Origin of the sequence: Arthrobacter sp. ISL-69 (assembly GCF_018613775.1) — a bacterium.
In the GTDB taxonomy this organism is placed as follows: domain Bacteria; phylum Actinomycetota; class Actinomycetes; order Actinomycetales; family Micrococcaceae; genus Arthrobacter.
In genome coordinates this window covers 37,073-62,756 of sequence record NZ_JAGGPO010000025.1, presented here as the reverse complement: position 1 = coordinate 62,756, position 25,684 = coordinate 37,073, and the positions used below count along the sequence as shown (strand labels likewise).

23 protein-coding genes and 1 tRNA gene are annotated in these 25,684 nt (G+C 65.3%); all 24 read right to left on the bottom strand.

The features are described from left to right. Window positions 1-139 precede the first annotated feature (139 nt). The 24 genes from J7I79_RS18185 to J7I79_RS18070 all read right to left on the bottom strand — a co-directional run bounded on the left by J7I79_RS18185 (window position 140) and on the right by J7I79_RS18070 (window position 25,437). Window positions 140-1,489 carry an ABC transporter substrate-binding protein gene (locus tag J7I79_RS18185; protein WP_214955552.1) on the bottom strand — a complete coding sequence of 450 codons (1,350 nt, stop codon included), beginning with the start codon at window positions 1,487-1,489 and terminating at the stop codon, window positions 140-142. A 226-nt stretch (window positions 1,490-1,715) separates the two neighbouring features. Next, window positions 1,716-1,789, bottom strand: a tRNA-Leu gene (locus J7I79_RS18180). A gap of 20 nt (window positions 1,790-1,809) precedes the next feature. Beyond that, window positions 1,810-2,754: an N-acetyltransferase gene (locus J7I79_RS18175; protein ID WP_214955549.1), complete on the bottom strand. Its 945-nt coding sequence runs from the start codon at window positions 2,752-2,754 to the stop codon at window positions 1,810-1,812. Window positions 2,755-2,819: 65 nt separating this feature from the next. Then, window positions 2,820-4,298, bottom strand: coding sequence for an NAD(P)/FAD-dependent oxidoreductase (locus J7I79_RS18170; protein WP_214955547.1), 1,479 nt, complete (start codon window positions 4,296-4,298; stop codon window positions 2,820-2,822). A 52-nt stretch (window positions 4,299-4,350) separates the two neighbouring features. Beyond that, window positions 4,351-5,724: a S8 family serine peptidase gene (locus J7I79_RS18165; RefSeq protein ID WP_214955545.1), complete on the bottom strand. Its 1,374-nt coding sequence runs from the start codon at window positions 5,722-5,724 to the stop codon at window positions 4,351-4,353. A gap of 115 nt (window positions 5,725-5,839) precedes the next feature. Further along, the gene (locus J7I79_RS18160) at window positions 5,840-6,787 is read right to left on the bottom strand and encodes a Ppx/GppA phosphatase family protein (RefSeq protein WP_214955543.1); all 948 of its coding nucleotides are present in this window, start codon (window positions 6,785-6,787) and stop codon (window positions 5,840-5,842) included. Continuing rightward, window positions 6,784-7,491, bottom strand: coding sequence for a DUF501 domain-containing protein (locus J7I79_RS18155; RefSeq protein WP_251042992.1), 708 nt, complete (start codon window positions 7,489-7,491; stop codon window positions 6,784-6,786). The genes J7I79_RS18160 and J7I79_RS18155 overlap by 4 nt, the downstream gene beginning before the upstream one ends. Window positions 7,492-7,585: 94 nt before the next feature. Next, complete coding sequence (locus J7I79_RS18150; protein WP_214955541.1) at window positions 7,586-8,272, bottom strand: septum formation initiator family protein; 687 nt, start codon at window positions 8,270-8,272, stop codon at window positions 7,586-7,588. A 124-nt stretch (window positions 8,273-8,396) separates the two neighbouring features. Then, window positions 8,397-9,677, bottom strand: a complete 1,281-nt coding sequence (eno, locus tag J7I79_RS18145) for a phosphopyruvate hydratase (protein WP_104172754.1) — start codon at window positions 9,675-9,677, stop codon at window positions 8,397-8,399. Window positions 9,678-9,799: 122 nt separating this feature from the next. After that, window positions 9,800-10,420 (bottom strand): MazG nucleotide pyrophosphohydrolase domain-containing protein, encoded by a 621-nt coding sequence (locus J7I79_RS18140; protein WP_214955657.1) that lies wholly within the window; start codon window positions 10,418-10,420, stop codon window positions 9,800-9,802. A gap of 79 nt (window positions 10,421-10,499) precedes the next feature. Beyond that, window positions 10,500-11,651: an adenosine deaminase gene (locus J7I79_RS18135; RefSeq protein WP_214955539.1), complete on the bottom strand. Its 1,152-nt coding sequence runs from the start codon at window positions 11,649-11,651 to the stop codon at window positions 10,500-10,502. Window positions 11,652-11,691: 40 nt separating this feature from the next. Continuing rightward, the gene (locus J7I79_RS18130; RefSeq protein WP_311380609.1) at window positions 11,692-12,420 is read right to left on the bottom strand and encodes a DedA family protein; all 729 of its coding nucleotides are present in this window, start codon (window positions 12,418-12,420) and stop codon (window positions 11,692-11,694) included. A gap of 152 nt (window positions 12,421-12,572) precedes the next feature. After that, window positions 12,573-13,205 (bottom strand): DedA family protein, encoded by a 633-nt coding sequence (locus J7I79_RS18125; protein WP_214955537.1) that lies wholly within the window; start codon window positions 13,203-13,205, stop codon window positions 12,573-12,575. 97 nt (window positions 13,206-13,302) lie between these two features. Further along, window positions 13,303-14,625 (bottom strand): thymidine phosphorylase, encoded by a 1,323-nt coding sequence (locus tag J7I79_RS18120; protein ID WP_214955535.1) that lies wholly within the window; start codon window positions 14,623-14,625, stop codon window positions 13,303-13,305. After that, window positions 14,622-15,062, bottom strand: coding sequence for a cytidine deaminase (locus J7I79_RS18115; protein ID WP_311380608.1), 441 nt, complete (start codon window positions 15,060-15,062; stop codon window positions 14,622-14,624). Before J7I79_RS18115 ends, J7I79_RS18120 begins: the two co-directional genes overlap by 4 nt. 5 nt (window positions 15,063-15,067) lie before the next feature. Further along, window positions 15,068-16,396 carry an ABC transporter permease gene (locus tag J7I79_RS18110; RefSeq protein ID WP_214955534.1) on the bottom strand — a complete coding sequence of 443 codons (1,329 nt, stop codon included), beginning with the start codon at window positions 16,394-16,396 and terminating at the stop codon, window positions 15,068-15,070. Next, window positions 16,393-17,781 (bottom strand): ABC transporter permease, encoded by a 1,389-nt coding sequence (locus tag J7I79_RS18105; RefSeq protein ID WP_214955532.1) that lies wholly within the window; start codon window positions 17,779-17,781, stop codon window positions 16,393-16,395. The genes J7I79_RS18110 and J7I79_RS18105 overlap by 4 nt, the downstream gene beginning before the upstream one ends. Further along, window positions 17,774-19,378: an ABC transporter ATP-binding protein gene (locus J7I79_RS18100; RefSeq protein ID WP_214955530.1), complete on the bottom strand. Its 1,605-nt coding sequence runs from the start codon at window positions 19,376-19,378 to the stop codon at window positions 17,774-17,776. The genes J7I79_RS18105 and J7I79_RS18100 overlap by 8 nt, the downstream gene beginning before the upstream one ends. A 184-nt stretch (window positions 19,379-19,562) precedes the next feature. Further along, complete coding sequence (locus J7I79_RS18095) at window positions 19,563-20,633, bottom strand: BMP family protein (RefSeq protein WP_214955653.1); 1,071 nt, start codon at window positions 20,631-20,633, stop codon at window positions 19,563-19,565. 280 nt (window positions 20,634-20,913) lie between these two features. Next, window positions 20,914-21,939 carry an NADP-dependent oxidoreductase gene (locus J7I79_RS18090; RefSeq protein WP_214955528.1) on the bottom strand — a complete coding sequence of 342 codons (1,026 nt, stop codon included), beginning with the start codon at window positions 21,937-21,939 and terminating at the stop codon, window positions 20,914-20,916. Next, window positions 21,936-22,367, bottom strand: a complete 432-nt coding sequence (locus J7I79_RS18085; protein ID WP_214955527.1) for an organic hydroperoxide resistance protein — start codon at window positions 22,365-22,367, stop codon at window positions 21,936-21,938. Before J7I79_RS18085 ends, J7I79_RS18090 begins: the two co-directional genes overlap by 4 nt. Window positions 22,368-22,398: 31 nt before the next feature. Then, window positions 22,399-22,833 carry a MarR family winged helix-turn-helix transcriptional regulator gene (locus J7I79_RS18080; protein WP_214955525.1) on the bottom strand — a complete coding sequence of 145 codons (435 nt, stop codon included), beginning with the start codon at window positions 22,831-22,833 and terminating at the stop codon, window positions 22,399-22,401. Between the two features lie 132 nt (window positions 22,834-22,965). Continuing rightward, a complete protein-coding gene (locus J7I79_RS18075) occupies window positions 22,966-24,165 on the bottom strand; it encodes an amidohydrolase (RefSeq protein WP_104172765.1) in 1,200 nt (399 codons plus the stop codon). A gap of 138 nt (window positions 24,166-24,303) precedes the next feature. Then, window positions 24,304-25,437 (bottom strand): mannose-1-phosphate guanylyltransferase, encoded by a 1,134-nt coding sequence (locus J7I79_RS18070; protein ID WP_214955523.1) that lies wholly within the window; start codon window positions 25,435-25,437, stop codon window positions 24,304-24,306. Between the last annotated feature and the right edge of the window lie 247 nt (window positions 25,438-25,684).

The window sequence follows — 25,684 nt, the reverse complement described above, 5'->3', positions numbered from 1 at the left end:
CTTTCTGTGTTCCTGGACCGGCGCTGCCCTCGCGGGCGCCCTGCAGCCACTTGCTCGGCGTCTGCACTCGTTCCCCACGCAACAGAAAGCCCCCGTCCGGCTGGACGGGGGCTTTCGTGCTGTCTAGGTTGAGGCGGCTTTACAGCTTGCCGAATTCTTCCTTGGACGGCTTGTAGGTGTTGTCATCCTGGTACTCGTAGATGCCGATGTAGGCTTCCGTCGGGTCACCGGCGTCTGAGAAGGACACCGGACCGGACTGGCCGTCGTAGTCGATGTCCTTGCCGTTGCGGAGCAGCGTGACACAGGATGCGAAGTCGGTGCACTTCTCGCCGGCTTCGGATACTGCCTTGAGCTGCTTGGCGATGTCAGTGCCCTTGGTGCTCTTGGCGGCCTCGGCTGCCAGGGCGATCAGGTTGACGGCGTCGTAGGACTCGCCTGCGTAGCTGTAGTCCTTCAGGGCCGGGTCAATGGCCAGCAGCTTCTTCTTGAAGTCATCCTTGGCGAAGGTGCCCGGGATGGTGCCCTGGGCGCCCTTCAGCGTGCCGGCCTGGAAATCCTTGCTGTAATCTGAAGTGTTGCCGTCCACCATGAACATCTGGGTCGCCTTGATGCCCTTGCCGGTCATCAGGGGAACGATGCTCTTGGCCTGGTCGAAGGTGATCAGGGCAATGGCGTCGGGCTTGGAGGCGATGACCTTGTCCACCTGGCTGCTGAACTGCGAGTCGCCTTCGTTGAAGAGCTCCTCGGCCACAACCTTGCCGCCGGCAGCTTCGAAAGCGGACTTGACGTTCTTCGCCAGGCCGGTGCCGTACGCATCGTTCAGGACGATCATGCCCACGGTCTGTGCGCCACAGGTCGCCATGTAGTTGCCGAGGACCTTGCCCTGCAGCACGTCCGAGGGAGCCGTGCGCCAGTAGAGGCCCTTGTCATCCCAGGTAGTGAAGTCAGGGGACGTGTTCGCCGGCGAGAACTGGATAACGCCGGCACCGGTGATCTGGTTGATGACGGTCTTGGAAACGCCTGAGGACGCAGCACCGACGATTGCGCTGACGCCGCTGCCGAGCAGTGCCGTGGTGGACTGCGTGGCGATGTCCGTCTTGGTGTCGCCGGAGTCGCGGTGGATAACCTCAACGGGCTTGCCCAGTACGCCGCCTGCGTCATTAACTTCCTTGATGCCAAGGTTGACGCCGGCAATTTCGGGCGGGCCGAGGAACGCCAGCGACCCCGTTGTCGGCAGGAGCGATCCAATCTTGAGCGGTGTTTCGGTGGTGGTGGTCGAGGCGGGAACCGAGCCGCCGGCACCTGGCGCGGTGGTGGCGCCGCCGCTGGCGCTGGGCGCCGGGCACGCAATGCCAGAGGCTGCCGGGGTGGTGGAGCCTGTCGAACTCGGGGTGGACGAACCGCCACAAGCCGTAGCCAGAAGGGCGACGCCGATGCTAAGCGCTGTCAGCTTAGCGACTCGGGGCGCCGCCTGGGGGAGTGAAATCATTTAGAGTCTCCTCGATCGAAAGGTGCGAACGGCCTTTGATGCGAATTACCAGGTGTTCCTGATTTAACTTCAAGCTAGTGCAATTTTCACGCGAACATAAGTGACTATGGTCACATCCTTATAACAGTCGTTGCATATGGGAAACCACGATGCGGAGGTGCAGGAAAGCGGCATGATCCCGCCGGAGGAGGGCGCACGGAAGGACGGCGCGTCAAGAAAAGGAAAGTACCCCAGGTGGGACTCGAACCCACAACACGCGGATTTTAAGTCCGCTGCCTCTGCCAATTGGGCTACTGGGGCGCCCGGTCAATGGTATCCCGTCAGAGCCGTTCGAAGGGCGCGGCATACCGGAACCTTCCATGGACACCTCCGGGCCAAACGGCTAGCGGGAGCAGCTGGAAGTGTTCATCCCACCGCTCCTCCGGCGGTTCGATGCCCAGGGAGACCGACGGCACGAATCCGAAACGGGAGTAATACTCCGGGCCGCCCAGCAAGGCAATCCCCCGCTCCCCCGCGGCATTGGCACGCGACACGGTTTCCTGCATGAGTGCGGAGCCGATGCCGTGGCGCTGCAGCCGGGGCACCACTCCGATGGGGCCAAGGCCCAGCAGCTCGAGGTCACCCACCCAACCCCGGGTGCTGATGACATGGCCCACCACTTCGCCTGCCTGTTCGGCAACGATGCTGAACTGGGGCAGATACTCTTCGCAGTCGAAGAGTTCCTTCAGCAGCCCGACTTCCACGGGTTCGCCGTCGACGGGGAGCCCGGTTGCCGGCGAGACCGAGAAGGCCGCCGCCGTCAGCTCCAGTATGGCCGGTCTGTCCTCCGGCCGCTCACTGCGCAGGACGAGCTCGGGCGCAGGCTGGTCCGAGCTTTCGGCCGCAAATTCGTGGAGTATCTCCAGGGCGCGGTCTGCGTCGGCCACCGGAACCAGGAGATGATCGTGGTGGAATCCGGCCAGGACGTTGCAGCTGATGCGGGCGTCCGTGAGCGCCGCGCTGACTGCAGCCGTGAGGCCAATGGCTTCGAGGGATGAATGCACCTCGAGCGTGATCCACGCGGCAACAAAGTCGTAGGGAAGCTCCAGCTTGTCCGCCTCCGCCCGCGGCAGCACCACCGTGAGGCCTTCCGCTTCCCGGACGGCGGCTTCGATGCCGGCAACAAGCGGTCTGCCGTACGGCCAGAGGGCGTAGACGTACTCACCCTCCCGCAGGATGGGGTGGATGGATGCCAAGAGGGTCCGGATGTCCTTTTCACCAGTCATGGGGCCATTAAACAACAACGGCGGCCGTTCCCCCGGGAACGGCCGCCGTCGACGGCTTTCGCGTGCTACTTGTTGTCAGCCGACACGGTCTGCTTCTGCTGGCTGTTGCTTCCGGCGCTGCCGGACTCAGCCGGCTTTTCAGCGGCCGGTGCGGCCGGAGCTGCAGCCGGCTTGGGTGCCGGAGCGGCGGCGGCGACGAATGCGCCGCGCGGGTTGTCCAGGTCGATCAGCTGCGTAGTGTCGCGGCCCATGATGAAGGAGAGGATCCAGCCGAAGATGACGCGGATCTTGCGCTCAACCGTGGGCATGGCCAGGCCGTGGTAGCCACGGTGCGCCAGCCAGGCCAGGGGGCCCTTGAGACCGATGCGGCCCAGGAGGTTGATGTTGGCAACGCCCTTCCATTCGCCGAAACCGGCAACGGCGCCCAGGTTCTTGTGCTTGTAGTCCTTGAGCTCCTTGTCCCAGCGGGAGGCCCACAGGTTCTTGGCGAGGCGCTTGGCCTGGCGAAGTGCGTGCTGCGCGTTCGGTACACAGGTACCGTCCGGCAGGCCGCTGCCCGTGAGGTCCGGCACGGCGGCGATGTCGCCGGCAGCCCAGGCGTTCTCGATGATGCCTTCGTCACCCGCGACGCGCAGGTCCGGAAGGACGCGGACGCGTCCGCGCGGCTCGAGCGGGAAGTCGGTGGAGCGGACCATCGGGTTGGCCTGCACGCCGGCAGTCCAGACGAGGGTGTCTGCTTCGAATTCCTGTGCCGGGGTCTTGTCCGGAAGGTTGATGAGCTTCAGGGAGCCCTCGGCGCTGTCCAGCGAGGTGTTCAGCAGCACCTCGATGCCGCGGCTGCGCAGGTGCTCAACGACCCAGTCGGCCTGCTTGGCCGTGACCTCGGGCATGATGCGGCCCATGGCTTCAACCAGGACGAAGCGGACTTCCTCCTGCTTGACGCGGGGGTTGTTCTTGACGGCCGCGCGGGCGAGGTCTTCCATCTCGGTGATGCACTCGATGCCGGCGAAGCCGCCGCCAACCACCACGAAGGTGAGGGCACGGGCGCGTGCTGCGGGATCAGTGATGGTGGAACCGGCTTCGATCCGCTCGAGGACCTTGTTGCGGAGTGCAACGGCTTCCTCGATGGTCTTGAGGCCGATGCCCTTGTCCGCCAGGCCCTTGATCGGGAAGGTGCGGGTAATGGCGCCAGCGGCAATGACGACGTCGAAGTACGGCACCTCAAAGTTCGCGCCGCCGTCGGAAGGGGCAACCACGGCTGTCCGGTTCGCATGGTCGATCGACGTGACGCGGCCCTGGATGAGTTCCGTCTGCTTCAGGTGCTGGCGGTGGGAGACGACAGCGTGGCGCGCCTCAATGTTTCCGCCGGCTACTTCCGGCAGGAAGGGCTGGTAAGTCATGTAGGGCAGCGGATCAACGACAGTGACGATGCCACCGGCATTCGCGATCTTGTTCTGCAGTTTGAGGGCTACGTACAGGCCGACGTACCCGCCGCCGACGACGAGTACCCTGGGACGGTCCTGGAGCTGTGGGGTTGTTGCCATGATTTAAGAATACATTAGTTTGTGAAAATCTTCACTAACTAATGGCCGCCCGTTACGTTCCGCCGGAGTCCACCGCGTCCAGTACCCCGGTCTCCGGTTCGTCGGGCATGCGCCGGGGATTACGGGATGCCCTTCGAAGCTGGAATGCGGCACCTGCGACGATGGCCGCGAACAGCAGTCCGAAGCCGATGACCACCATCGCCGGTACGGCACTGTCCAGCCGGGACGGGGCCTCGGCCACGGGTATCGTGGCAGCTGGGAGCGTGGGCGGCGCACTCGTAGGGCTGTCGCCGGGTGCTACAGCGGGCGTGCTGGCGGCGGGCTCACCCCGGCGGTGGACCCTAATCCAGTCAGCTACGGTACCCAGCGGGTTCACCTTGGTTTCGGGCACGTCATCCTTCAGCGCCGCCTCGGCGTTGAGCACGCCATAACCGTAGATGGGGTCCTTGCCCGGCGCACCGGCGTCCTTGGCCGTGGTGACAATCCGGTTGATGACCTGGCTGGCTGTCATTTCAGGCCACTTGGAGCGGATCAACGCCGCCACGCCGGACACGATGGGCGTGGAACCGGAGGTGCCGGCCCATTCCGCATAGCCGCCGGCGGGCATGCCGCCGATCAGGTTTTCCGCCGGCGCGGCCACGCCGATGCTGATGCCCTGGGATGAGGCGTCCACACTGGCAGCACCCTTGCGGTCCAGCCCTGCCACCGTCAGGACGCCCGGGATGGTTGCCGGCGCCCCCACCTGTACGTTGCCGCCCACGCGGTTGCCGGCGGCGGCAACGATGACCACGTCTTTTTGTTCGGCGTAGAGGAACGCTGCGTCCCAGCTCTGCGGCCACTCCGGCGAGGTGCTGCCCAGCGAAATGTTGATCACGCGGGCGCCGTTGTCCACCGCCCAGCGGACGGCGGCTGGTATCTGTTCCTGGTCACTCTTCCCGCCGGGATTCGACGATCCAAGCCAGGTGGACACCGAGAGGATCTGCGCCTCGGGGGCGACGCCCACTATGCCGTCCGGGCCGGGTGCCGGTTTGGCACCGGGACTGGCGGTGGACTTCGGCGGCTGGTGGCCGCGGCCGGCCAGCATCGTTGCCACCAGGGTGCCGTGCTCCGGCTTTGACCCGATGCTCTTCTGCCCGTCGGCGCTGCCGGCCCCGGAAGCGTCGCTTCCCCCAACAACCACGCCTTTCAGGTCCGGGTGCTTGGCGTCCACGCCGCTGTCGATGACAGCCACCTTGACGTTGGCGCCCTTGGAGACTTCCCACGCCTTGGTGATGCCGGACTCGGCCAGCCAGTATTCCTTGTCCCGCCATGAATCGGCACGGGCTTCCGGCGCCGCGATCAGCGACGTCGCCAGGCTTCCTGCGGCAAGGGCCATCGCAGTCACGGCGGAGGCCGTCCGGCCCCAGCGGGTTGTTGCTCTGGTCATTCGGGTCCAATCGGCTCTACATCTGGCGGCCCGGCACGGTGGCAGGCTGCGGTCTCGTGGTACCGGCGGGATGCGGAATCCGGCCGGCGCGTCTTCATGAGCTGATGCCACGTCGCTATCTGATGCTCAGGGCAATTCCGTCGAGAATATCGTGTTCACTGGCCACTGCCGATGTGATCCTGCCCTCCGTCACTTCGGCCAGGCGCTCCAAAACACGGCGCCAGACCAGGCCGCCGGCGCCGATGACGTCAACCCGGCCAGGGTGCATGTACGGCAGTCCGGCGCGGTCGGCCTTGGACATCTCCAGGAGATCCGTGCAGGCTTCGCCAAAAGTGCCGAGGGGAAGTTCCGCGCCGTGGATGGCCCCAGGCGAGTATTCTGGCAGCCGCAGCGCATGGGCGGTAATGGTGGTGACCGACCCTGCGACGCCGACGACGGCGGTGGTGCGGTCCAGCGGAACGGCCAGTCCCGCCTCGCTGATGGCGGCGTCGACGTCGGCCTCCGCCGCAGCGATCTGCTCCGCCGACGGCGGGTCGTTACGAAGGTGGCGTTCGGTCATCCGCACGCAGCCGACGTCCACTGATTTGGCGGCGATGACGCCGCTGGCGTCGCCGAGGACAAATTCGGTGCTTCCGCCGCCGAGGTCCACCACAAGCACGGGGTCGGCGCCCCGGGACGGAAGCACGCTGCTGGCGCCTGCGAAGGAAAGCGCGGCTTCCTCGTCGCCTGTAATGACTTCGGGTTCCACGCCGAGGATCTCGCGGATGCCGTCCACGAACACCTTCCGGTTGCGGGCGTCACGGGTGGCGGAGGTGGCAACGAAGCGGACCTTACCGGCTCCGTGCTCACGGATAAGCTCGGCGTAGTCGGACGTTGCCGCAAAGGTCCGGTCGAGGGCCTCCTGCGCCAGTTCACCTGTTGCGTCCACGCCCTGGCCCAGCCGGACCACACGCATTTCACGCACGACGTCGGTGAGCGTGGAACTGCTCCCGTTTCCGTCCACGTCCGCGATCAGGAGTCGGATCGAATTGGTTCCGCAGTCGATGGCGGCAACCCGGGTCACTTGGCAGCCTCCGCGGAGTCTTCGGTGCTCTCTTCAGCGAGCCGCTGGGTGTTGCGTACGGGTGCCGGGCGGCCCACGATGTCGGGAAGCCCCTGCGGCCCGTGCCGGCTGAGGTCCTTTGAGGGCGCCTCTCCCCCGGTGTCCCAGGCGCCGTCGCAATAGCAGCGGTCCGCTGTCCACCATTCACTGATGGCGGCAATGGCTTCATCGCCCAGCGGATTGACTCCGGGGCCGGCAGCGAGGGAATGGCCCACCAGGACGTGGAGGCACTTCACGCGGGCGGGCATCCCGCCGGCGGAGATCCCGTTGATCTCGGGGACGGCGCCAATGCCTGACCGCTCGCCAATCTCGGCCCGGGAAACGAGATAGGCCTCGTGTGCCGCGCGGTAGTCCGCGGCGAGGCCGGAGTCTGCTGAGAGGCGCTCGTTCATCCGGTTCATCAGACCGGCGGCTTCGAGCCGGGACACGGCCGATGTAATGACCGGGTGGGTCAGGTAGAAAGTGGTGGGGAACGGCGTTCCGTTGCTGAGCCGTGGTGACGTCGCCGCGACCAGGGGGTTGCCACAGACGCAGCGGGCCGGGATTTCGACGACGTCGCGTACGGGACGCCCCAACTGGCGGCTCAGGACGTCCAGGTCGCGGGCAGACGGGTGGCTGTAAGCCGTCACGGTTGCGGTGTCTTCCTCGACGGGGTTTCCGTCCAGGGCATTTTCGCCCACTGCATGCTGGTCCACTGGCGCGGCCGCCTTCCTGCCCTTGGAGGCTGACCCGTGGGACAGCCGGCGGAGGGCACCGCCTCTAGTCTGTTGCCGAACGCCTGATGGACTCCCAAAGCGAGTCCACCCATGGCAGGTTGGCCGGGTCCTCTGCTGATCCTGTACCGGCCTGGCCACTGGCGGTCCCGGCCGGCAGATCGCTGCCAAACACCCAGTAGCCGGTTTCTCCCGGCATAACCATGTTAATGCGGTCGCGGGCCTGCTGTTTCACGTAGTTCGGATCCTGCCAGCGGGAGACCTGGAGTTTCAGGTTGTCCCGTTCGGCTTGCCGTGCCGCGATATCCGCCTCGAGCGCGGCGATCTCGGCCCGTTTGTCGATGAAGATCTTGACTGTGGGGGCAAGCATGATGGTGATGGCAATCATGACCACGGCCAGGGCCAGCATCCGTCCGGAAAAGGCCTTAGCGGGGACGGGATCCTGGTTGCCCGAGGCATTTGTCCCGGACGCCCGGGTGGATTGGCTCGGTGACTGGCTGCCCGCCGGCCGGCCGGCGGCCTGCTTGCCGGCAGCAACCCCGGCTTTGACCGACGCCCCCAGACGGCTTGCCGTGGTGGCTTTCCCGGGCGCAGCGGGCGGCTTGGCCTCGGCGGCGGGCAGGTGCCGCGTCGCGCCGAAATCCGCGCGGATGACTTCAGCGCCGTCGTCGGCGTCCTTGGACTGACGCGCCGCGGGCGTAGCCCGGGGAACCTTGGGACGGCGGGTGGCCATGACACTCCTGTAATGAATGGTCCGTGCTGTGCTCAGTTCTGGCCGTGAACCGGTCCTTGGCACAAACAGAACCGGTGGCCATGGTCTTTCAACCATAGCCACCGGTCAGCTGTTTTTTTGGAGGCTAGCCCTTGAAACGCGGGAATGCGCTGCGTCCGGCGTAGCGTGCGGCGTCGTCGAGTTCCTCTTCGATGCGAAGCAGCTGGTTGTACTTGGCAACGCGCTCGGAGCGTGCCGGGGCACCGGTCTTGATCTGGCCCGCGTTGGTGGCAACGGAGATGTCAGCAATCGTGGTGTCCTCGGTTTCGCCGGAGCGGTGCGAGGTGATGGTGGTGTAGCCGGCACGCTGGGCCAGCGACACTGCATCCAGCGTCTCGGTCAGGGAGCCGATCTGGTTGACCTTGACCAGGAGCGAGTTGGCGGTCTTGGTGTCGATGCCGCGCTGCAGGATGGCAGGGTTGGTGACGAACAGGTCGTCGCCCACGAGCTGGACCTTGTCGCCGATGGAGTCGGTGAGGGTCTTCCAGCCTTCCCAGTCGTTTTCATCCAGCGGGTCCTCGATGGAAACCAGCGGGTAGTCGGCCACGAGCTCGGCGTAGTAGGCGCTCATCTCGGTGGCGGAAAGTGCCTTGCCTTCGAACTGGTAGGCACCGTCCTTGAAGAACTCGGAGGAGGCAACGTCCAGTGCCAGGGCGATGTCCTTGCCCGGGGTGTAACCGGCGTTCTTGATGGCTTCCTGGATCAGGTCCAGGGCGGCACGGTTGGACGGCAGGTTCGGAGCGAAGCCGCCCTCGTCGCCGAGGCCGGTGGAGAGGCCCTTGGCCTGCAGGACGGACTTGAGGTTGTGGTAGACCTCAACGCCCCAGCGCAGGCCCTCGGAGAAGGTCTCGGCGCCGATCGGGACAATCATGAATTCCTGGATGTCCACGTCGGAGTCGGCGTGCGAGCCACCGTTGAGGATGTTCATCAGCGGAACGGGCAGGACGTGCGCGTTGGGGCCTCCGAGGTACTTGTACAGCGGCAGGTCAGCGGAAGCTGCAGCTGCGTTGGCCACGGCCAGGGAAACACCCAGGATGGCGTTGGCGCCGAGCTTGCCCTTGTTCGCGGTGCCGTCCAGGTCGATCATGGCCTGGTCGATGCTGCGCTGGTCGGTGGCGTCGAAGCCGGTCAGGGCCGGAGCGATCTGGTCGATGACAGCGTCAACGGCCTTCTGGACACCCTTGCCGAGGTAGCGTCCCTTGTCTCCGTCGCGGAGTTCAACGGCCTCGTGTTCGCCGGTGGAAGCACCGGAGGGGACTGCTGCGCGGCCGATCTGGCCGTCGGACAGCAGAACTTCAACTTCTACGGTCGGGTTGCCACGGGAATCGAGGATCTCGCGGGCGTGGATGGCATCGATAAGCGCCATGAATATGCTCCTTATGGTGAAGCGATTTACTGGGAAACTAGCGGAAAAACTCGACGTCCTCGTCAGGGACTAGCGTAGTCGAGAGTGGTGCACGTTACGGAAACCTATCCAGAACCCGGACGTCATGATCCCGTCCGGGGCGTAGCCGGGTGACCAGGACGGTGGCTGTCCTGGTAACGCCGGACGGCCCCGCGGAGGGCGCGTTCGGCGTCGAAATCCCTGGTTCGGGCGGCGGCGGCGAGCTCGAAGAGAAACTCCCCGAGCTCATCCTCAGTGGCGAAGGCGTCGACGAGATGACCCACTGAGGGGACGGGCGCGGCCGCCGCGATGCCTGCCCGCCCGGCCCGGTCCAGCGACTTTTGGGCCCGGGCGAGAGCCGGAAGCGCCTGCGGGATTCCCTCGAAAGGATCACTGCGTTCCGGCTTCTCGGCCAGCTTGATGGAGTCCCATTTCCGGACGATCTCCGCCACGCTGGCGGGGAAAGTGTCCTGCAGCGAGCCGTCCGGCCGGAACACGTGCGGATTCCGGCGGATCAGCTTCGCTTCAAGCCCCTGGACGACGTCGTCGAAGCCGAAGCTCCCCCGTTCCTCCGCCAGGCGGGCGTGCAGCACCACCTGGAGCAGCACATCGCCCAGCTCCCCGCGGAGCTCTGCCTCGTCGGTGCCGGTTTCAATTGTTTCGGCGACCTCAAAGGCCTCCTCGAGGAGGTATTCCACGAGGGACTCGTGGGTGAGTGCCCCCATCCAGGGGCAGTGCTCCCGGAGGGCGGCTATCCTTGCCGACAAAGAGGCGACTCCTGAGGCGGCCGGGCCCGAACCGTCCTTAGGCAAGATTGGCGTAGGCGTCGTTGATGTACTCAACGAGGGCTTCCTTTTCCTCCAACGGCAGGAACGCGGCCTCGGCGGCGTTGAGTGTCAGCTCAAGGAGATCGTCCAGATCGTAGTCAAAGGTCTCCACGAGCAGTTCGAACTCGTCGGTGAGGGTCACGCCGCTCATCAGCCGGTTGTCGGTGTTGATGGTGACGTTGAAGCCGATCTGGTAGAGCATGTCCAGCGGGTGGCTTTCGATGCCCTCCCCGAAGCCGGCGATGGCGCCGGTCTGCAGGTTGGAGGACGGGCAGATCTCCAGGGCGATGCCGCGGTCGCGGACCCAGCTGGCAAGCTCGCCAAGGGTCACCATCCCGATGTTGTCGTCGGCGTCGTCTCCCTCTTCTGCGTCTTCGTCGTCGAATTCGACCGTGATGTCCTCGGCGATGCGCACGCCGTGGCCCAGGCGCAGGGCACGGCCGTCAACAAGGGCGGACTGGATGCTTTCCAGGCCTGCGGCTTCGCCGGCGTGCACCGTGGCGGGGAAATTGTGCTGGGCCAGGTAGGTGAAGGCGTCGCGGAAGCGGGCCGGCAGGAAGCCGTCCTCGGCTCCGGCAATGTCGAAGCCCACGGCTCCGTTGTTGCGGTGCCGGACCGCCAGTTCGGCAATCTCCTGGCCGCGGTCCGCATGGCGCATGGCCGTGATGAGCTGGCCCACCTGGATTTCCCGGCCGGTTTCGGCGACGGCGTCCACGCCGGCGTCGAGCCCTTCCTGGATGGCTTCGACCACTTCGTCCAGCGTCAGCCCCTTCTGCAGGTGCTGCTCCGGCGCCCAGCGCACTTCGCCGTACACCACGCCGTCGTCGGCAAGGTCTTCAACGAATTCCTTGGCCACCCGGGAGAGACCCTCTTTGGTCTGCATCACGGCGATGGTGTGGTCGAAGGTCTCGAGGTAGCGGACCAGGGAGCCGGAGTCGGCGGATTCACGGAACCATTGCCCCAGCGCCACCGGATCGGTGGAGGGCAGGGTGTGCCCGACGGCCGCCGCCAGTTCGATGATGGTGGCCGGGCGCAGGCCGCCGTCCAAGTGGTCGTGCAGGGATACCTTCGGGAGGCTCTTGAGGTCGAAGTCGATGGCAGGGGCAGCGTCAAGAATAGGCTCAGTCACGGTTCCCACCTTAGGGTCGGTGGCCGCGTAATGCCAGCCGTCAGGCTTCCCTGGCCTCGGCATCTCCGGCGGGGGCGGCGAGGACCGTTCCGTGGCCGTGGACAGCCGCCGGGGCCGTGCCCGTTCCGCCGTCCAGCCACTCGTCCACGACTTCGGCGTCGTGGCGGCCGAGCCGCTTGTGCCACCAGCGCAGAAGGTGGTCGATGATGATCCCCAGAATGATGGCGAACACCACGGCAATGCCGGCGCCGAGCAACGGGTTGTCATGCAGCAAGGGGAACGAACTGGCCAGTAGGCCTATCCCGATCGAATAGCCCACCCAGGTAAAGCAGGCAAAGGCATCCAGGATGAAGAACCTGCGGTGCGGAAAAGCGGTGGTTCCGGCGACGTAATTGACGGCCACACGGCCCCAGGGAATATACCGGGCCGTGAAGATCAGCACCGCGCCGCGCTTCTCCAGCTCATAGTTGGCCCACGCGAAGACTTTCTGCACCTTGGGCTTGCGCATCCAGCGCCACCGTTCCAGCCCGATCTTCCGACCCAGCATGTACGCCATGTTGTCGCCGGCAATGGCGCCGACCAGCGCTGTGGCACCGAGAATCCAGAGGTTGGGTTCGCCGCTCTGGCGTGAGAACGCCGCGAGGGCGACGATCAGTGTTTCGCTTGGCACGACCATCGCGAAACCGTCAACAAAAAAGAACACCAGCAGTATGGGATAAATCCACCATTGGCCTGCGGCATGGAGCACTGCCTCATTGATAAATTCCACGCGGGGCCCTGCTCCTATGAAGTGATGGAAATCCTATTTAGTGTCGCATGTAAGAAGCATGATTCGCTACGCTCCGGTGGGAGAAAAACAATTCACTGGAGTCTCCTCCGGGCGGGCGCGTGCTGGTACGCCGGCCGCTGCATGGGCCCTTGCTAGGGACCAGATGCGGGCTCCTCCGCAGGTTCCTCGGGCAGCCGGCCACGGAAGCGGCCGATCATGATGTCAACAATGATCCCGAGCAGGATGGCGCAGACAATGGCAATGGTGGCACCAAGCAGGTGGTTGTCCTCGAACCACTGCCCGAAAAACAGGCCGATCGCTACGGAATACGATGACCACAGCGCGGCGGACAGCACGGTCAGCCCCACGAACCGCAAGTGCGGAAAATGCGTGGCACCCGCAGTGAGGTTCACCGCCACCCGGCCGATCGGAACAAACCGGGCCACGAGCACCAGGGACGCCGGCCGCTTCCTCAGTTCGTTCCCGGCCCAGTGGAAGGCTGTCTGCATCCGCGGTCCGCGCATCCACCGCCACCGCCGTGTACCTACCCTGCGTCCGATCAGGTAGGCAATGTTGTCGCCGCCGAATGCACCCAGCGCGGCCATGAGCATCAGCAGCCAGGGGTTGGGCACATCGGCGGTCGCTGCCACGGCGGCCAGGCCCACCACCACCGACTCGCTGGGGATCGGCGGGAAGAACCCGTCGATCACGCAGCAGGCCAGCACCAGCAGGAGAACCCAGGGCTGCCCGGCCGCCGCAAGAATGAAGTCGTTGATAGCCTGCACAGTTTCCTAACGGCCGGGGCCACCCGTTTTCTCCCCGGCCGGTCCACAGCCGGCAAGCGCCGCCGCCGCAGGGACCCGGCCGGAGAGAACCACGTGGTCAGGAGATGCGGTCGATGATGAGTTTCTGCGCCGGCCGGGAGCCTTCCGGCGCAACCAGCACGGCCCCTTCAAGGGCTTCCTTGGCACGTCCGAACTTCTCCGGGGTGTCCGTCAGCAGTGTCATCAGCGGCTCGCCGGCACGGACCACGGCACCGGGCTTGGCGTGCAGCCTGACGCCGGCTCCAGCCTGGACCTGATCCTCCTTGCGGGCCCGCCCGGCGCCCAGCCGCCAGGCCGCCACACCCACGGCCAGGGCGTCCAGCTCCACGAGGACACCGTCGGCCGGCGCGTAGACAACCTCGGACTCCTTGGCCACAGGCAATGTGGCGCGGGGGTCGCCGCCCTGCGCCTCGATCATTCGGTTCCACACGTCCATGGCCCGGCCGTCCTTGAGCGCCGCACGCGGGTCGGCGTCGTGCACGCCTGCGCAGGCCAGCATTTCCTCGGCCAGGCGGACGGTCAGTTCGACGACGTCTTCCGGACCGCCGCCGGCCAGCACCTCCACAGACTCCTCCACCTCGATGGCGTTTCCGGCCGTGAGCCCCAGTGGCGTGTCCATGTTGGTCAGCAAGGCAACCGTGTTGACCCCGGCGTCCTTGCCCAGGGCGACCATGGTCTCGGCCAGTTCCCTGGCGCGGGCCTCGTCCTTCATGAAGGCGCCGCTTCCCACCTTGACGTCCAGGACCAGCGAACCCGTGCCTTCGGCGATCTTCTTGCTCATGATGGAGGACGCGATGAGCGGGATGGCCTCCACGGTTCCGGTGACGTCCCTCAAGGCATAAAGCTTCTTGTCCGCAGGTGCCAGTCCGGCGCCCGCGGCGCAGATCACGGCCCCGACGTCCTGCAGCTGGGCCATCATCTCGTCGTTGCTCAGCGCTGCGCGCCACCCCGGGATTGACTCCAGTTTGTCCAGCGTGCCTCCGGTGTGGCCGAGGCCGCGCCCGGAGAGCTGCGGGACGGCTACGCCAAAAACAGCCACCAGCGGTGCCAGCGGCAGCGTGATCTTGTCCCCCACTCCCCCTGTTGAGTGTTTGTCCGACGTCGCTTTCACGCCGCCGTCGGGACGCCGCAGGCCGGAGAAGTCCATCCGTTCGCCGGAGGCGATCATCGCATTGGTCCAGCGCGAAATCTCCGCACGGTCCATGCCGTTGAGCAGGATGGCCATGTTCAGGGCGGCCATCTGCTCGTCGGCGATCGCGCCGCGGGTGTAGGCGTTGATGGTCCAGTCGATCTGTGCCGGGGTCAGGACTCCCCTGTCCCGCTTGATACGGATGATGTCGACGGCGTCGAACGCCTCGGTGTTGCTTGGGGTTTGTGTCACCGGGGTTCCTCCAGGTGTTGGGGACCAAAGGCATCGGGTAGCACCTGGTCCATGGTTTTGATTCCCTGCGTTGTCATCAGCTCCATGTCGGGAGCCCGGAATTCGTACAGCAGCTGGCGGCAGCGCCCGCACGGCATCAGGATGTTGCCGCCGGCGTCCACACAGTAGAAGGCGCGCAGCAGCCCGCCTCCGGTCATGTGCAGGTTGCCTACCAGGGAGCATTCCGCGCACAGCGTCAGGCCGTAGCTGGCGTTCTCGACGTTGCAACCGCTGACGATCCTGCCGTCCGAGGTGAGGGCAGCTGCCCCCACCGCGAACTTCGAATACGGCGCATACGCGTTCTTCATGGCGGATACGGCGGCGGCTTCGAGGGCCGCCCAGTCCACGCCTGTGCCCTGGCTGGGAGAAATCTCCGGGCGTTGCGAAACCTCGTCCACGGCCGTCAACCCTTGACGTAGGGTATGCCGTCAGCCGCCGGCGGCCTGGAGCGGCCAACCAGTCCAGCCACGGCGAGTACCGTCACCAGGTAGGGCAGCATGGCCATGAACTGGCTCGGAACCGGCGTGCCGATGATGGTCACGATGCTCTGCAGGTTGTCCGCGAAGCCGAACAGCAGTGCGGCGAAGAAGGCACCGATCGGGTTCCACCGGCCGAAGATGAGCGCGGCCAGGGCGATGAAGCCGCGTCCGCCCGAGATCTCCTTGGTGAAGCTGTCAATCGCCACCAGCGTGAAGAAGGAACCGCCGATGCCTGCCACGGCACCGCCGAGCGTGACGTTCCAGAAGCGCGTGGCATTGACTTTGATGCCCATGGTGTCGGCGGCCTGCGGGTGTTCCCCGACGGCCCGGACGCGCAGGCCCCACTTGGTCTTGAAGAGGCCGATCCACACCACGATGACCGCAATGTACATCAGGTACCCCACCACGGACTGCTTAAACAGAATGGGGCCGATCACCGGGATGCTGGACAGCACGGGGATGTCGATAATGGGCAGGCGGCCCGGTGAATTGAACTGGGCTTTGTTGGCCTGCATCACGGTACTGAACAGGAAACCGGTCAGCCCGGAGACCAGCACGTTGAGGACCACGCCGACGATGATCTGGTTGACCAGGTACTTGATGCTGAAGACAGCCAGCACCATGGAGACGACTGCGCCGGCAACGGCCGCGGCCAGCAGCCCGACGAAGGGGCTCTTAGTCAGGGTGGCCACCATTGCGGCGGTGAACGCACCGCCGAGGAGCTGGCCCTCAATCGCGATGTTTACGACGCCCGCGCGTTCGCAGAGCACGCCCGAAAGGGAGCCGAAGACGAGGGGAACGGCGAGCGTCACGGAACCGGCGATGAGACCGGCCAGCGAGATGCTGGGTGTGCGGGCGCCGCCCACCACCCAGATCAGGAAGGCTGCCACAAAAAGGACGATGAAGACGACGGGAAGCCAGCCGGGGGAGGGCTCGTTCCGGGTTTTCAGGTACACCGCGTAGGCGGCGAGGCCCAGCATCAGGACCGAAAGTACGATGCCGCCGAGGAAGGCGGGCACCTGGATGGCCGGAAGCTGGAAGAAGTCGCCGCTCGAGGAGATTCCGAAACTTGCTGTCTGGTTGGGTCCCATGATCCCGAAGAAGATGAACGCCACGACGCCGAGGACAGCCAGCAGGACCGGCACCTTCCAGGTCACGGGCTTCGCTGAAACTGCGGGGGCCTTTTCCTTGGCCGACTGCGGTGTTCCCGGCTGCGGCGCGCCCGGAACGGGCGACGTTGCTGTTGTGCTCATGCTGCACCTCCGGTGGTTGCTGCCGTCCTGGACTTGCCGGGCTTAGCGGCCTTCTTTTTGCGGGGATTGAGCCCGAAGATGGCACGCACCAACGGCGGGGCTGCGATGAACAGGACGATCAGCGACTGGACCACCAACACGATGTCGATGGGGGTTCCGGTCTGGATCTGCATCTGCACCGCCCCGGCGCGGAAGGCGCCGAACAGCAGGCCGGCCGCGAAGGTGCCCCACGGCGTCGAGCGTCCCAGGAGCGCAACGGTGATGGCGTCGAAGCCGTAGGTGGCAGCGACGCCATCGGTCAGGACCTTTTCGGTTCCCGCCACCTGCGCCACACCGGACATGCCTGCCAGGGCACCGGCGATTGCCATGACCAGGACAGTGGCCCGGGGAACGTTGATGCCGGCGGTCAGTGCCGCCTTGGGGTTGGCCCCGACGGCCCGAAATTCGAAGCCGACGGTGGACCGGTTAAGCAGCCACCAGACGAAGACGGTGGCCGCGATGGCCAGGACAAAGCCCAGGTGCAGCCTGTACTGGGTCCCGAAAATCTGCGGGTACACAGCGGAGGGATCCAGGATCGGCGAGATGGGGTTGGACTCCCCCGGCCGCTGGAACGCCGGGGTGTTCAGCAGGTATCGCAGGAAGTACAGGGCGATGTAGTTGAACATGATGGTCAGGATGACCTCATGCGCTCCTGTGCGTGCCTTCAGCAGGCCCACCAGTCCACCCCAGATGGCACCGCCCACAATGCCGGCGACGAGGACCAGCAGGAGGTGCAGGCCCACGGGCAGGTGCAGTGCGAAGCCGACCCAGGCGGCAAGGATGCCGGCCATGATGATCTGGCCCTGGGCGCCGATGTTGAACAGGCCGGCACGGAATGCCAGCGCCACGCCCAGGCCCGCGGTGATGAGCGGTGTCGCAATGGTGAGGGTCTCCATCAGCGGCGCAAACTGCACCGCGACACTGGAGCCGCGGGGATTGAACACCGAGCCCTGGAACAGCGCGATGTACGAACGCGTCGCAGCGGTCCAGACAGCCGAGAGGAAGTCCGAGGGCCGGGCAAAGAGGTAGCTTGCCGTGGCCCCCACCTGCTTGTCCGTACTGGCGATCAGGAGTCCGCCGAGGATCAGGGCCAGCAGCACCGCCAGGACCGAGACCGTGCCGCTGCCCGTGAAGATCCGCCGGACCAGGGTGTCAGGTCCGCCCGGGACGGTGCCGCTCTGGGCCGAGACGGGAACGGCCGAGGGCTGCATCGCGCCGCCGGCTGTGTCCAGCGAAGCGGCGGCTGCTGCGTCTTCGGCCGGGGCCTGGGGTTCGAGTGCCTGCGTGTCGCGGTTTTCCTCCGCGTTATCGTCAGCCATGTGTTTGGGCTTGTCCTGTTCAGTCATGGTCGCCTCGTTCGGCACCGGAGGTGGAAGTCTGTGCCGGCTTCTGCGCCCCGGTGGCGTCAGCGTGGGCAGCGTGCGCGGTGTCTGCGTGGGCGCTTTCCGGCGAGAGCCCGGCCATCATCAGGCCCAGGACGTCGCGGCCGGTGCCGGCCGGGACGACGCCCACCAGTTTGCCCTTGTAGAGCACGGCTATGCGGTCGGCGAGCTCGATCACTTCGTCGAGTTCGGTGGAGACGATCATCACCGGGGTGCCCTGGTCGCGTTCGGCCACGATGCGTTTATGCAGGAACTCGATGGACCCCACGTCCACGCCACGGGTGGGCTGGGAGGCGATGAAGAGGCGAAGCGGCCGGGACAGTTCCCTGGCCATGACCACTTTCTGCTGGTTTCCGCCGGAGAGCGTGCCCGCGGCCAGTGACCCGGACGGGGTCCGGACGTCGAACTCGTCGATCCGGGACTTGGCGTTCTCCAGGATCCTGGCGGGGCTCATGCTGATGCCCTTGGCGAAAGGCGGTTGGTCGTAGAGGTCCAGCACCAGGTTCTCCGCGATGGAGAACGTGCCGATGAGCCCGTCAACGGTCCGGTCTTCAGGGACAAAGCCGACGCCTGCGTTGAGCACTTCCTTGACGCTGTGGCCCAGGAGTTCTTCGCCGTCGAGCAGGATTGATCCGTGGCAGCGTTCCTGCAGGCCCAGGATGGCTTCCGTGAGTTCCGTCTGGCCGTTGCCCTGCACCCCTGCCACGGCGAGAATTTCGCCGCGGGCGATGTCGAAGCTAATGCCGTCCACAACATGCTGGCCTGTCGGGGCGATGACGGTGAGGTCCTTGACCTGGAAGGTGGTTTCCTGCGGTTTGGCGGGCGCCTTGTCCAGCGTCAGGCTGACCGCGCGGCCCACCATCATGGAGGCAAGCTCGGTGGTGGACGCACCGGGGTCCGCCGTGCCTACCACCTTGCCGCGCCGGATGACGGTGATCGTGTCGGACACGGCCTTCACTTCGCGGAGTTTGTGGGAGATGAAGACGATCGACGTACCACTGCTTTTCAGCTGGCGCATGATGTCCAGAAGCTCATCGGTGTCCTGCGGTGTCAGTACTGCCGTGGGCTCGTCAAGGATGAGCACCTTCGCATCGCGGACCAGGGCCTTGATGATCTCAACGCGTTGCTGGACGCCCACCGGAAGGTCCTCGATCAGGGCGTCGGGGTCGACGTCGAAACCGTACCTGTCCGAGATCAACTTGATCTTCCGGCGGGTGTCATCCAGGTTGAGGAAGCCGCCCACCTTGGTGGTTTCGGCGCCGAGCGCCACGTTCTCAGCGACGGTAAACACCGGGACCAGCATGAAGTGCTGGTGCACCATGCCGATGCCTGCAGCCATGGCATCGCCCGGGCCGCGGAAGGTGACGGCTTTGCCGTCCACCAGGATTTCGCCCTCACTGGGCTCGTGCAGTCCGTACAGGACATTCATTAGCGTGGACTTGCCAGCGCCATTCTCACCAAGCAGGCAGTGAATCTGACCGGGTTCAACAACCACATCGATGTGATCGTTGGCAATTAGGGAGCCGAAGCGTTTGGTGATCCCTCTGAGTTCAAGTTTCAAAACTCTGACCAATCTCGAAGCGTCCGGAAAATGTGCCCGGACGGGATATGTGGCTGCAGCACCAGCCTAGTGCCTGCAGCCTTTGACGGAATGGGATGAGCCCGCTGGAAAAGCCGACGCCCAACGCAAAGCGCCACCGCCCGGAGTCAATGACCAACCGGGTGGTGGCGCTTTGCGGAGGGAACTAGGCCTTCGGGCTCGCTGCCGACTCGACCTTCAGCTTGCCGTCAACAATGTCCTTCTTGATCTGGTCCAGTTCAGTCTTCAGTTCCGCGGAAACCTGCGACTCCAATTCGTGGAACGGGGCCAGCTGGACCCCGTCGTTCGCGAGGGTGCCGACGTACGGCGTGTTGGTGAACTTGCCGTCCTTGTCTTCCTTCACAACCGTCTCAACGGCCTCGCCCATCTGCTTCATCACTGAGGAGAGCATGATTTCCTTGTAGTCCGGAGCGGTCAGGAAGCCGTCGGAGTCAACCCAGATGAGCTTGACGTCCTTGCCTGCTGCCTTGGCTTCCTTCAGGGCCGCGCCGGCGCCCTTGCCGACGGGTCCGGCAACGGGCATCACGATATCCGCGCCCTGGTCCAGGAAGTTCTGGGTCAGCTGCTTGCCCTTGTCCTGTTTTTCGAAGTCACCGGTGAAGCTGCCGTCCTGCTTCGCCTTGTCCCAGCCAAGGACCTTGACGTCCTTGCCCTTCTTTTCGTTGTAGTACTTCACGCCGCCGGCGTAGCCGTCCATGAAGATGGTGACCGTGGGGATCTTAATGCCGCCGAACGTGGCGACCGTCCCGGTTTTGGTGGATGCGGCGGCGAGGTAACCGGCCATAAAAGCAGCCTGGGCCGTGTCATAGATAATCGGCTTGACGTTGGTGATGGGGGTGTCGTAGCCGAAGTCGATGATGGCGAAGTGCTTGTCCGGGTTGGCCGTGGCCTGGGCCTTCGTGGCATCGCCAAGCAGGAAGCCAACAGTGATGGTCAGGCTGCAGCCGGCGGTGACCATGGCGCGGAGGTTCGGTTCGAAGTCGTTGTTGGTCTTGGATTCGACCTGGTTGACCTTGATTCCGAGGTCCTTCTCCGTCTTCTTCAGTCCTTCGTACGAGGACTGGTTGAACGACTGGTCGTCGAATCCACCGGAGTCGGACACAATGCAGCCCGTGTAGTCGCTGGCGGTGGCGCTTGCGGTGCTGCCGGATTCCGGGGGAGCCCCGCAGCCGGTCAGTAGCAGGGCGGCCGCACCCGCGGTGGCGACACCGGCCATTGAACCGCGCTTCAGGGTTGCACGCAGTGAGTTCTTCAATTTTCCTCCAGGAACAAAGAGATAGGCGCTACGACGGGGGTTCAATGAGTGTCCGTTTCGAATGCTCCACACTGAAATTCTGTTTTCACTGATGGGTTCGCAGCACTGCGCCGAGGCGCACTGATGTCAGCTACTGTAGTGGCCTGCGACACGTCCTGATACCACGCCGGCACACCTTCCGGAAGATTGTTGAGAACTTGTTACCTACCGGTAGCCGTCACCGCAAGTCACGTCCATTTCCCTAGATCCGGACCAGCATTTTCCCGGTGTTGGCTCCGTCGAGAAGGTCCATGAACACCTGCGGGGCGTTCTCCAGGCCGTCCACGACGGTTTCGTCGTAGCGGACCGTGCCGTCAGCAACCCAGGCGGACACGGCCTCGACGAACTCGCCCATGTACTGCCAGTAGCCGCGGACCAGGAAGCCCTTGAGCGTCAGCTGCTTGCCGATGGCCAGCATGAGGTTGCGGGGAGCCGGAGTGGGTTCGATCGAGTTGTACTGCGCAATGGCGCCGCACATGGCCACGCGGCCGCCGACAGTCAGCGCGGAGAGCGCCGCTTCCAGGTGTTCACCGCCGACGTTGTCGAAGTACACGTCGATCCCGCGTTCACCCGCTGCCGCGGCGAGCTGGTCAGCCACAGGGCCGTCGTTGTAGTTGAAGGCGGCGTCGAAGCCGAGCTCCAGCAGGCGGGCCACCTTGTCCGGGGATCCTGCGCTGCCGATTACGCGGGAGGCACCCATCGCCTTGGCGATCTGGCCAACCAGGGACCCGACGGCACCCGCGGCTCCGGAAACGAAGACGACCTCGCCGGGCTTGAACTCGGCTACTTTCAGCAGGCCGGCGTAGGCGGTCAGGCCGGTCATGCCCAGCGCTCCCAGGAACGCCGATGCGGGTGCCAGGTCGGTGCGGGCCGGGGAGGTGGCGGCGGCGTCCAGCACGGCGTATTCACGCCAGCCAAGGGAATGCACGACGACGTCCCCCACCTTGCGTTCCTCCGACCTGGACGCGATCACCTCGCCGACGGCGCCGCCGTCGAGCGCTGCATCCAGCGCAAACGGCGCCGAGTAGGACTTGACGTCGTTCATGCGGCCGCGCATGTAAGGGTCAACGGAGATGAAACGGTTGCGGACCAGCACCTGGCCGTCCTGCAGCTCCGGGAGTCCGGACTCGGCGAGGCGGAAGTTCTCCGGCACCGGGCGGCCGTGCGGACGCGACGCCAGCTGGATCTCGCGGGTGGTGACGGGAAGGGTTACGGTGTTGGCGCTCATGCGGCCACCTCCAGGATTTTGATGTCTACGTTGATGTTGCCGCGGGTGGCGTTGGAATAGGGGCAGATCCGGTGAGCCTTGGCCACGAGGGCCTCAGCTGTTGCCAGGTCCAGTGCGGGCAGGGCGATTTCGAGCTCGGCGGCCAGGCCGTAACCCACACCGTCCTCGAGGGCGCCGAAGTGGATCTTCGCTGCGACGGCGGAATCCGTGAGGTCGGCTTTTTCCGTCCGGCCCACCAGGCGGAGGGCCGAGTGGAAGCACGCCGCGTAGCCGGCTGCGAAGAGCTGTTCCGGGTTGGTGCCCTGGCCGTTGCCGCCCAGTTCCACGGGGCTGGCCAGCGTCACGTCGAGTTTGCCGTCCTTGGTACGGGCGTTGCCGTCCCGGCCCTCGCCTGAGGCCAGTGCTTCTGCTGTGTAAAGAGTCTTCACGTGGTTCCGTTCTGTTGGATGGAAAGTCTGTCTAGCGGGAGGAATGGAGGGCGGCTGTGAGCCGGCCGAGGGTCTCCCGGAGCTGGTCGAGCTCGGCCGCGGATAGGCCTGCCGCGTCTGCGAGCTGCTGGGGAATTGCGCTGGACTTGGCACTGAGGGCCGTGCCGGAGTCCGTGAGAAAGACCTCAACCCGGCGTTCATCCTCGGCCGAACGCCTGCGCTCCACCAGCCCCAGCGCCTCGAGCCGCTTCAGCAGCGGGGAGAGCGTGCCCGAGTCCAGGCCCAGCTCCTCCCCCAGTTCGCGGACGCTGCGCGGCTGGTCCTCCCAGAGCACCAGCATGACGAGGTACTGGGGATAGGTCAGCCCCAGCTCGTCCAGCATGGGCCGGTACACAGCGGTGGCTGCCTTCGACGCGGAATACAGCGCGAAGCACACCTGGCGATTGAGTCTGGGAGCGTCGGTCATAGAAAAACGATAACGCACAATTGAATTGTGCACAACTTATCTGCGCAAAGGAGAGCGCGAACTGGCAGCTAATGCCCGCAAATCCGGGATTTGAGGGCATTAGCTGCCAGTTCGCGCTCTAAAAGGCGTTGCTTAGAGGTCGCGGATGGTGCGGAGGGCAGCGGCGGTCAGGACCTGGATGCCGTAGCCCAGGGCACGCTCGTCCAGGATGTAATCGCCGCGGTGGAGGTCGTATTCCTCGCCGCCGGGCGTCTTGGTGCCAAGCCGCATCATCGCCCCCGGAAGTTCAGCCAGGAACCAGGCGAAGTCCTCGCCGCCCATGGACTGCGGCGTGAGGACCACGGCACCCTCGGCGATTTCGGCGCGTGCCGCCGCCTCGATGAGTGCCGTCTCGTGTTCGGAGTTCACTACCGGGGGAACGCCGCGGGTGTGCTCGAGCCGGACGTCCACCCCGTACGGTGCGGCCACCTGGTGCACCACTTCGTCCAGGAGCTTGCCGGCACTGTGCCAGGCATCGCGGTCCAGGCACCGCATGGTTCCGGCCATGTAGCCCGTGCCGGGAATGGCGTTCGGTGCCGAGCCGGCGGAAATGTGTCCCCAAACCACGGAAACGCCGCTGCGGACGTCCACACGGCGGGACAGCACTGCCGGCACGTTCACGGCGATCTGCGCCAGCGCGAAGACGAGGTCCTCGGTCAGGTGCGGGCGCGAGGTGTGGCCGCCGCGTCCGGAAAGCTCGATCCGGATGGTGTCCGAGGCCGAGGTGATGGCCCCGATCCGGGTGCCGATCTTGCCCACGTCGATGCGCGGATCGCAGTGCAGGGCCAGGATGCGCGGCACGCCTTCGAGCACGCCCTGCTCGATGCAGGCGTGCGCTCCGCCGGGCATGGTTTCCTCGGCAGGCTGGAAGATGATGCGGACACTGCCGCCCAGCGGCGATTCCTGGTGCATGCGGTGCAGCACCAGGGCGATCCCAAGCATGGTGGTGGTGTGGACGTCATGGCCGCAGGCATGGGTGACGCCGTGGTTCTTCGACGCGAACGGCAGGCCGGTTTCCTCGATGATGGGGAGGGCGTCGATGTCTCCGCGCAGGGCCGTGGCGATGGGGCCTTCGCCGACGTCAACGGTAAGGCCGGTACCTTCGAGCCGGCGCGGCTTCAGGCCGGCAGCTTCCAGCCGCTCCGCCAGCTTGTTGGTGGTCCGGAATTCCTTGAAGGACAGCTCCGGATGCGCATGGAGGTCACGGCGGAAATCGATGAGTTCCGGCAGCAGCGGCTCCAGCCACGGCCCCACAAGGGCGGTGGGCTCGGCTTCAGTAGTGTAATTGCGCACGGAACAACTCTAGCGATGGTGGTGCGAATACCCGCATCAGGGTCTGCGGGTTACGGATCCGGGAGCCAGCTTCCGGCACCGGACACAGGTCAGCCCAAGCTCCCCGGCGGCGCCGGAAAGCTTGGGCTGGGTCCGAAATCAGAGGACGTCTGTGTCGCCGCTGGCCTTGAGCGCATCAACGGCGGCCTTGACACGCTGCGAGTGCGCCATGGTGGTGACCAGCAAAGCATCCGGGGTGTCAACAATGACCACGTCCTTGATGCCGATCAGCGCGATGACACGCTTGGTGTCCGTGACCACAACGCCGCTCGCGTTTTCGGTGAATACACGGGCGCCTTCGCCGAGGACGGTGACATCGTCGACTTCCTTGGCGCTGTTGAGCCGGCCCACGGAGGCAAAGTCGCCGACGTCGTCCCAGCGGAAGGCGCCGGGCACAACGGCGACGTCCCCGGCGGCGGCGGCGGGCTCCGCCACCGCGTAGTCGATGGCGATCTTCGGCAGCGTGGGCCACACACGGGCGGTGACCTCGTCACGCTCCGGCGTGTCCCAGGCCTCGGCGATCTCCGTGAGTCCCTTGAACAGTTCAGGCTGGTTTGCTTCGAGGTGCTTGAGCATCAGTGACACAGGAGCAACGAACATACCCGCGTTCCATACGTACTCGCCGCTGTCCACGTACTGCTGGGCGACGTCCTCGCTGGGCTTCTCAACGAACTCCACCACGGCCTGCGCGCTTGGCGCCTTCGCGATGGAAAGGTTCTCGCCGGAACGGATGTACCCGAACCCGGTGGACGGATGCGTGGGCTTGATGCCGATGGTGACGATCTTGCCGGCAGCGGCCGTGTGAATGGCCTCCCGTACGGCGTCCTGGAAGAGATCGTCTGGGCTGATCACCTGGTCCGCGGCGAAGGAACCCATGATGATCTCCGGATCCCGCTGGTAAAGGATGGCCGCCGCGAGGCCGATGGCCGCGCCGGAGTCCTTGGGCTCGCTTTCCAGCACCAGATCGGAATCCTGGATCTCGGGAAGCTGGCTGCACACCGCGTTCCGGTGGGCGACACCGGTAACAACCAGTACGCCCTCACCGGCCAGCGGTTCCAGGCGGTCGTAGGTCGCCCGCAGCAGTGTGCTGCCGGAACCGGTGAGATCGTGGAGGAATTTGGGGGCTGCTGCACGTGACAGGGGCCAGAGGCGGGTCCCCACTCCGCCTGCAGGAATTACCGCAATAAAACGGTCCAGCGGTGAATCCCGGCTTGTCGCTATGTCTGTAGTCATCAAGGCCTACTTTAGCCGACCACCGCCCTGATACGGGCAGATGCCGTCCCTCCGGCGCCCCTTCGGGCGCCTTAATGTGGCGTTCGTCTCAAATAAGGACGAAAACCGCGCAAGCAGGCGACACCAAGGAGTTCCTAAATTGAATAAGCTGTGAGCGAAGCCTAGATTTAGGCTTGAGCTTACGAGTGCTCTCGCAGCAGGCGTTCCCCCCGCGTGGATCCCATGCCAGCGCCGCTGTGTTGCAGGG